Here is a 7647-nt window from a genome sequence, read left to right on the forward strand (position 1 = left end):
TTTCATTCAACGCCTAGGACTTCAGGTGGAGTGTGGCTGGCATGGAAGGCAGGTTGCAGGCCTGATTCGAGACATTGTGACGAAGGACCGCTCTTGGCCGACTGTAGCCGGTCGCGCTGGCGTCGCGAAGAGGCCCGAAGCAGAAGTTCGACCTCGCCCGAAGCGGTCAGTCAGCAGGTGGCGTCCTGTCCTTGACCGCGACAAACAAGTCGCGATCACAGCATTCTGCCGACGAGGCACCCCGTCCAACACGACCAGGCAGCCAAGCGCGCGGGCGTCGACGGAACGATAAACGCTTCTTTGGCAGAATGTCTTAAGCGGTCATGGATGGCTGTGGGAGCATTGCCGTGCCATATTCGATAATTGTTTTCGTCCCCCCGGTGCCCGGTGATGATGAGGTTGCCGTCGAGTGGATACTCGATTACAATGAAGATCTTTCCAACGAGGGAAAACCACTCGATCCGCGCCTGCACGCTCTGATCGACGAGTTGGCACAGATTTACCCACGACGGAAATCCTTCCCGCCAGAGCGAGAGGACGAGTGCATATGGGCAGAGGAGCCGTTGGAGCTGAATGGCTCGGGGCTGTTGTGCCATTTCGCGTTGTCTGGTCGGTACAACATCGATCCGCTGATTGAGCGCATCTCCGAAGTGGCCCTTCGGCGTGGCTTGCTGGTCTTTGATGGTGATCAGCTACGCCGTCCGCTGGAGTGAAGCTGATGCCGTTGTCCGCTCGTACTTGGCAAGTGTTCCTTACGGCAGCACTCGTAGGCCCGCTCATTGCGATAGTTCTCGTTTTCTACAAGCCATCGAATGAAATGCCGCCTCGCGCTTTGGACCTTCTATCGCACGTGGAGGAGATAGCAGCGACTGCAGGTGGCGCCATTAGCAGGTCTGAGTGTTCCTGGTTTTCAAAGAATGGCCTTATGGTGAACTGCCCCCTTGCAAGTGTGAAGGGAGCGCAAATTAGGGAAGCCTTAAAGAAGCTCGGTTGGGTACAGACCGATTTCAAACGTGCGCTCGATGGCGAATCGACCTATTCCTATTCGCGTGGTGAGCACTGCGCGCGTGCCGGCGAGAGTTCAGACTTGTCTCGCTTGTGGCTGTCCGTGGGGTGCTATAGGTAGTCGGCTTGATGGTTGTTCGCGGTCGACAGTTGATAAATCCCGTCAAAGCGGTCATTCAACAGGCGAGTTCAGACAGCATCAGCCGCACCGGCCCGATGAGGTGAGGCTAAGCGCCTGTTCTGAAAATCGCCACTATCGCTCCAGATGCGCCGCCGCAAGCTAGCGCGACCCAAAGCCAGAGGACAAACTTGTTTCTGGAGCGTTGCCCCTTCTCAGTCAGGAGACCCGGCAGCGAACCCGAGAGATAGGGAAAAAGATTCGCTATCCACGAACGACTTGGTGCAATTTCAAGGAACATGTGCGACGCGTGATAGACCGCGATGATCCCCGCAACAACAGACGCCACGAGCAACGATAAGGCAGCGGCGGGAGGCAGTAGATCGAGCATCATTTATCCCTAAAGTGGCTGAATTTCACTTGCCGTTGGATGACCGCTTCTGGCCGAATGTAGTCCACTGGCGGTTGGCGCCACACGGCCCAAAGTTGACCTATGCCTCTACGCTGGGACGCGCGGCAGCTTCGCTTTCTCGATGGCCGCTCTGAACGCTGTGTCCCATGCAGTCCACTGCTCCGGTGACGCCTGGCCCTCAACGGTTATGCCGGATGGCTCAAACGACGCTTCTAGGCATAGATCGCCAGAGGAATCACTGAAGAAGCCCATCGAGCCTGGCCGTGCTCCCGGCAATTCAAGAAGTAGCCTGCCCAGCTTTGCGACCTCACCTTCGGTCAGACGTCCCGTGCAGACGGTGTATGTCCCACCGATCTTCAGGAGCGTTCGAGCCGCCAAATCGTGCTCGTTCCAAGGCTGGAACCAGCCTTCTAAGCCTTCGATATGTTCTTCGCTTGTCATCATGGGTGCTCTTCTACTTCCGTTCTTGGCCGAGTGGCGTCTATGACTCCCGATGCCAATGAATGAACACGGCATTGGCACGTGAACTCAGCAATAACACATGCCCAAAACAATGTTCGCATCCATTTATGACACGAAAGCACTCGTCTATCGGCGTCAATAAATTGATCATCGCGACACTTTCCACTCGAGCAAGATCACGTCGAATGGTTTCTAGAATCCCGTGCAGGTGGGCCGGGTCTGCCGCCTCTATCTGAGCTCGCAGGGGTTCGATGGACTGGTCAGCGCTAAGGCATGATGCCCAGAAGGTGTCGAGTTCATGCTTAGATGCGACTGTGTTCTGCAAGACACGAACATAGCCGGACGCAGTTTCCACTTCCACCCTTGACAGAACGCGGTGGCTTCCCGCGGAAGGAGGCTCAGCCGCCTGGAGGAGGATTTGATCGGTGCGATGAGTTGCACTCATGAGTTGAAGTGGTATGACCTATTCAAGTTTGCCTGCGTTGCTCCAATGTCCGGTTCTGGCCGCGAGGAGGCATCTTGGTGATCGTCCTCATGCCGCGATGTCAGCAGTGCTGAACGAACGTTGTGAACGCGTCCTTCGCTGGGTCATGGAAAACATACACCGCCGCCTCATCATGAAAGTAGTTGACGACAGGAAACTGCCCCAAGAAGACCAAAGGGCCAGCATCTCCGATGGGCCACGCTGGAGACTGCAACCAGCGCGGGGGCTGCTTGGCGTACTTAAACAGTTCCAAAATTCTCTGGCGCAGCCATGCCTTTCTCTGTTTGGAAGGTAGGCGTGGCGCGGCATTAAGTAACGAGGCGAGGAACTTGACGTCCGCGTCGAGCCAGCGCGGCTGGGCATCGAGCAGCAGCGCATATTCCGCCGTTGCGGCCCCGTCTAGCGCTGTCGTCATTCCATGCTTCTGGAGCAAAGAGACCAACACGTCCTTTGCGCTGAGCACCTGGCCTGGGTCGCTGAGGTCGAGTCCGATCAGGTAGTGGAACAGCGTTGTCCCCGTTTGGCAAAATCGAGGAGCGCTCTCTGCCGAGAGCAATGTTTCAATGTCCGGATCGTTGTAGAGCTGTTGCTCGAACTCAGGCACCGGGGTTTTGCCCGAGGCGAAGTCGCTCAGTCGTTGCAGGGCTTCAGTTGATGGAGGCATTCTCGAAAGCTTCTAGCTTGGCATGCGCCGCGAACGACCGGTCTTGCGGGACTGATGGTAATTGGCTGAATGACTGCATGTGGCCGGCTGCCGCCTGATGCGCCGGGTACACAAGAGGCAGAGGCAGACACCGAATTAGTTGTACCCTAGCCTCTCGCTGAAGTGGGAATCGCCATCAAGAAGAAGGCGAATGCGCGTGCACCCGGTTCTCTTGCGTGGTGCCGGCAGCGGCCAGTACTCGAACGGGAGTCAACGTAAAACGTGTAGCCGTTCTCCAGGAAGCGATTGACATCTTCTTCAGCGACCCAGGCGCACACGTCAGAATGAACAAGCGAATCCAAGGTGACGTCGCTGTCTACAACCTCAAACGTGGGGCGAGGGATGATTGCCGCCGATGGCTTCGAGCGAAGAAGTTTGGTAATCCAGTTCTGCAAGGCACTCTCCTGTCGAATGTCCGCGTTTGGCACGTCCTGCCAATCGATTCATTGTTCGGTTTGTGTCGCTTCGGCCTGGCGATTCCAAGGGGAGTCACGATGCTTACGCCAAGCCATCCAACCCGGCTGCACGTCGGCGAGTTCAAGCAGGGTCGAGTCTCGTTCGACCATGGTCCTCAGCGAGACGAGCATCGCCTCTGCCTCCTCGAAAGCATCCCCGGTTAGAAACTGCCATGCTCCGTCGTCCGCATCGCGGGTAGCCATGAGTACAGGCTTGCCACCATCCACTATGGACCGCACGGTGATGCATGCCACGTTGGGTGGACTGTCGAACGGCCATTCAGAGTTTTCGAGGGTCATTTTTGGTCTTTGGGCTGAACGTCTGGTTGTGGCCGAATTTTGCCCGTCGGCGCGACCGGCTGCAGTTAAAGCGTCGCGTCCGAGCGGGCGGGCGGAGCGTCGCATTCCATCGGCTTGTTTCCTGCCGGGAGTAGTACCCGGCCCGTCTCCTTCACAGGGGTACGTGAGACTTTTCCTTCATCAATCAATGAGAGCAAGCTGAGCGTTGTGACGCACCTCGAGCCCGCCGCCATCTTGATCGACAACTCATATTCTTCGCCAGGCTTCGGGGAGAAGACCGGCACCGCACAAGCGCCCGCCTGCGCGTTTTGAATAGTCCCGTGTGTAGCCGGATTCATCGAGAAGAGGATTGTTCCTGCATCGAGTAGCGCAACGGTCATCCACGGCATGACCGCCGTCGGACGATTCGGTGCAACGCGTCTCTCAAGGACGCCATCTCGCGGCATCGTGGTGTCGAGCATGCCCACCCGTGCCGTATCAATACTTGCGCCTCCGCTAATCCAACCGATGTCGGCGGCGGGCTTGCATGCAGTTAGATCGACCGTTGCAAGACGAAGCGCAAACTGCTCAGGATTGGGAACGACGACGCGCAACTTGGCTGTACTTCCTCCCTCTGGTTGCTGATAGTCCGGGATGGAGGAACATCCAACGGAAAACACTGCGACGCAGCACAACGCAAGTCGATATCGAATGGGCATGGGATGGATCGAACTATTTCAAAAGGAGATTACTTACTTCAGAAGCGCGTTGCTTTGAGTGTCGATTCTTGAGCATCGGAGGCACTCCTCGCACCAAGAAGATTGTGGCCGAGGTTGGTCCCTGGCTCGAATGTCTGGTGTTGGCCGTCAAGCGCCGATTGCCTTTTCACCAATCGGCACCGCAGGTGCGGCGTCCTTGGCGAGCATCGAAAGCTCGCGCTTGTACAAGGGCGCACGGATCGCCGCACGCACACGCTTGAGAGTGGCGGCGTTGCCGATGAGAGGCCAGCAATCCATCAGCAGCCAATCTCGCCGCTGGCTCTGCTGCTTCGAAGCAGTGGGGTCAACGGCAATGATGCGGCTCAGGACGGCGTCGAGGCCTGGAGGATCGTCTGCGGGCGCGCGCGGAGTGCTGGCGCGCAAGGCATCCACTAGCAATTTCAGCCGGGCCAAGTCGTTGAGAGCGTCAAATTGGACTAGCTCCGATGCCGTGCCCAGCAACTGGTTGACCTCGGACACCGTAGTCTTCTCTGTTAATGGCCGTAGTGCCACATAGGCCATGCCATGAACGTGCCCCTTGACGCCAATCCGCTTGTCGCGTGTCAACGCCAGCGCATCGCGCCAACCGTAGGTGCGGGACACTGCGTCAACGAGTTGGCGTCGCATGTTGTCCACCCACTCGCGTTCCTGCCGAGCTTCGTATTTCGGCCAGAGCGATAAGAAAGCAAATGCGTCAGCACGTGCAGCGTGGTATTCGCCGATGGCTCGCCAGCCGACCCATTGCTCCTGATCGAAATTTGGGCTTGCTGCGGCTTCCATGGCTGCTGACAGGTCGCCATCGGCCAGCAGCCTATACACAGTGGCGCGTTGCAGGAATCCTTGAACCAGCTTTGAGGCGCTTGCGCGGATGGCGCGTTGAGCTGTGGCGACCGGAATCAGCCCGCCAGCTAGCAGGATGCAGATCGCGTCGCTCACGTTGAAGCCGAGATGGCTGTTGGCGTCATACGAAGCGCGGACGCTGAATCTCGCTGCGGGCTCGTAGAGCCGAGTCGTGCAGAACGGGTCAGGGCCGCGAGCGACCCGCGCATGAAGGGCGGCACGCACCGCCTCCTGGAATGGAACAAATGCAGCCGGCGTTGGATAGGGTGGTTGCGATGCCGCTTCAATTTCTTCATCCGACGGTGAGTAGCCGATGGCAGCGATGGCTAGGTCATCCAGCGGAGACAGGGGGTTACTGGTCATTTGGCATTGGCCCTTGATGTGGAGACAGATGGAATCCCGCCCCAGAAGCTAGACCGCAGATTCGCTTCTTGGGCATTGATGATCATGGCTTCGCTCGCATTTAGCCAGCCCTGCAACGCAGCAATGGCAATCGCCAGAAAAAATTGGAAGCTCGCAGTGAAGGTCTGCTCTTGGCTGATAGTACCCATTCGTGCAAGCCCTGCAGATGTCGGCAATCGCTGCATTGCAGACGCGGCGGCCTATGTGGCCCTCCTGCGCCCAAGCGCAAGTTCTGTTAGTTCCTGTCGTGCAAAGAGATCGACATCCACGGCGCGATGATCTTGACGATGAGGGCAGCAGGTCTGGTGAATCTAGGCACCCAAAAACTTATCTAGGGTGGTCCCGGCCTTAACGCCACAGGCGGAACACCATCGTGCAAACAGCAAGACGTCCAGAAAGTTTTCACCCCGTTCAATTTTTGAAACGTATGACTGCCCGACACGGAGCGAACTCGCCAACTGAGCTTGTGTGAGTCCCGCTTCCAACCGCAAGCTGCGCAGCAAAGAGCGGAGTTCTTCATATTTGGCATCGTAGAGCGAAATGGACATCCATGGATCGTTAAGTCCCTTTCGGAATAGTCGTAAACGGACTAAACTTGCTAAATCTGACTGAAAATTCGTTAACGCCTAGCGAGCTGTCCAGCATGTCCAATCGACTGATTGCATCCCCGCTTCCCAGTGCCCGCCCGTTGCGCCTTCCGGTCTCGGTAACGCGTGTTCGACCGCGGCAACCCGCACCTCTGGTGCGCAGCCTGTCCGCGGTGCGCATTGGTGCGCAGGTGAGGGCGTTGCGTATGGCGGCGGAGGTGTCCGGCGGCGTGCTGGCTAAGGTCTCTGGGATTTCTTCCTCGATGCTCTCGCGCATCGAGCGCGGGCTCGTGTCACCGTCGGTGGAGACCTTGGAGCGCCTCGCGAATGGTTTGGGTGTGCCGGCGTCGCGCTTCTTTGGCGATCAGGCGCGCCGCACGGATTTCTGCCATGTGCGCGCGGGGCAGGGCGTTGTCGTCGATCGCATCGGTGCGGTTTCAGACTACCGCTACGAGTTGCTGGGGCATCTCCTGTCGGGCAACCTGTTCGTCGAGCCCTATCTGGTCACGTTGCTGCCCGGTGCCGATCCCTACGTGACCTTCCAGCATCCGGGACTTAAGTTCCTGTACTTCCTGTCCGGGGAGGTCAGCTACCGCTATGGTGCCAAGGTGGCCACGGTGAGGGCAGGGGACTCGCTGCTGTTCGAGGCGACCGCGCTGCATGGGATCGAAGCGATTCAGAGTGGGCCGGTGTCGTACCTCTCGGTGGTGTTCACGTTGCGCGAGTGAGGCGCGTGGGGACGGAGCTTTCGGCTGGCGATATCGCTGCGCGCTTCGAGATGTCCAAGCCTTCTCTTTCCAAGCATCTGAAGATCCTGGAAGGCGCGGGGCTCGTGAAGGCCGAGAAGCGGGGGCAGTTCGTGTTCTACAGCCTGCAGCGCGAAAGCCTGGCCAACACCTTGACCGGGTTCGTGCAGGCAATCTGCTCGGTGTCCAAGGCGTTGAAGAAGGAAAGCCGGGCGCTGGCCAGCCAGCGTTCACCCGGCGCGAAGGCCTGAGCGATCCGGCCGTCCTGCGCGTGCGCCTGTGGTCCCCCGCAGGTCTCAGCAAGCCGCAGGCGGCTGATTTCTAATCAAAAAATGTCAAAACAGACGCTTGATAGCGATTTTTTCGCGCCGGTAATTGTTTCCATAGACTCGTGGC

The 7647-nt window shown here is 58.1% G+C and carries 10 protein-coding genes; 3 read left to right on the plus strand and 7 right to left on the minus strand.

Going from position 1 to position 7647, the window contains the following annotated elements; translation table 11 throughout:
• Nucleotides 1-347 precede the first annotated feature (347 nt).
• The gene (locus ACSFA7_RS33405; protein WP_435503336.1) at nucleotides 348-713 is read left to right on the plus strand and encodes a hypothetical protein; all 366 of its coding nucleotides are present in this window, start codon (nucleotides 348-350) and stop codon (nucleotides 711-713) included.
• A gap of 909 nt (nucleotides 714-1622) precedes the next feature.
• Here the strand turns inward: ACSFA7_RS33405 and ACSFA7_RS33410 are convergent.
• From ACSFA7_RS33410 to ACSFA7_RS33440, 7 genes are all read right to left on the minus strand, one after another.
• Nucleotides 1623-1976: a hypothetical protein gene (locus ACSFA7_RS33410; RefSeq protein WP_435503337.1), complete on the minus strand. Its 354-nt coding sequence runs from the start codon at nucleotides 1974-1976 to the stop codon at nucleotides 1623-1625.
• Nucleotides 1977-2542: 566 nt separating this feature from the next.
• Nucleotides 2543-3145, minus strand: coding sequence for a hypothetical protein (locus ACSFA7_RS33415; RefSeq protein WP_435503338.1), 603 nt, complete (start codon nucleotides 3143-3145; stop codon nucleotides 2543-2545).
• Nucleotides 3146-3627: 482 nt separating this feature from the next.
• On the minus strand, nucleotides 3628-3939 hold the full coding sequence (locus ACSFA7_RS33420) for a hypothetical protein (RefSeq protein ID WP_435503339.1): 312 nt from the start codon (nucleotides 3937-3939) through the stop codon (nucleotides 3628-3630).
• Nucleotides 3940-4004: 65 nt separating this feature from the next.
• The gene (locus ACSFA7_RS33425; protein WP_435503340.1) at nucleotides 4005-4637 is read right to left on the minus strand and encodes a hypothetical protein; all 633 of its coding nucleotides are present in this window, start codon (nucleotides 4635-4637) and stop codon (nucleotides 4005-4007) included.
• Between the two features lie 147 nt (nucleotides 4638-4784).
• The gene (locus tag ACSFA7_RS33430) at nucleotides 4785-5879 is read right to left on the minus strand and encodes a hypothetical protein (protein WP_435503341.1); all 1095 of its coding nucleotides are present in this window, start codon (nucleotides 5877-5879) and stop codon (nucleotides 4785-4787) included.
• Entirely contained in the window at nucleotides 5876-6067 is a 192-nt protein-coding gene (locus tag ACSFA7_RS33435) for a hypothetical protein (RefSeq protein WP_435503342.1), read from the minus strand. Before ACSFA7_RS33435 ends, ACSFA7_RS33430 begins: the two co-directional genes overlap by 4 nt.
• A gap of 162 nt (nucleotides 6068-6229) precedes the next feature.
• Complete coding sequence (locus tag ACSFA7_RS33440) at nucleotides 6230-6466, minus strand: helix-turn-helix domain-containing protein (RefSeq protein WP_435503343.1); 237 nt, start codon at nucleotides 6464-6466, stop codon at nucleotides 6230-6232.
• A gap of 194 nt (nucleotides 6467-6660) precedes the next feature.
• Here ACSFA7_RS33440 and ACSFA7_RS33445 point away from each other — a divergent pair, with 194 nt between their 5' ends.
• Together ACSFA7_RS33445 and ACSFA7_RS33450 are read left to right on the plus strand one after the other, a co-directional pair.
• Complete coding sequence (locus ACSFA7_RS33445) at nucleotides 6661-7233, plus strand: helix-turn-helix domain-containing protein (RefSeq protein WP_435503344.1); 573 nt, start codon at nucleotides 6661-6663, stop codon at nucleotides 7231-7233.
• A 5-nt stretch (nucleotides 7234-7238) separates the two neighbouring features.
• Nucleotides 7239-7502 carry a metalloregulator ArsR/SmtB family transcription factor gene (locus ACSFA7_RS33450; protein WP_435503345.1) on the plus strand — a complete coding sequence of 88 codons (264 nt, stop codon included), beginning with the start codon at nucleotides 7239-7241 and terminating at the stop codon, nucleotides 7500-7502.
• Nucleotides 7503-7647: the final 145 nt, after the last annotated feature.

This window comes from Variovorax trehalosi, from assembly GCF_051216415.1.
Classification (GTDB): Bacteria; Pseudomonadota; Gammaproteobacteria; order Burkholderiales; family Burkholderiaceae_C; genus Variovorax.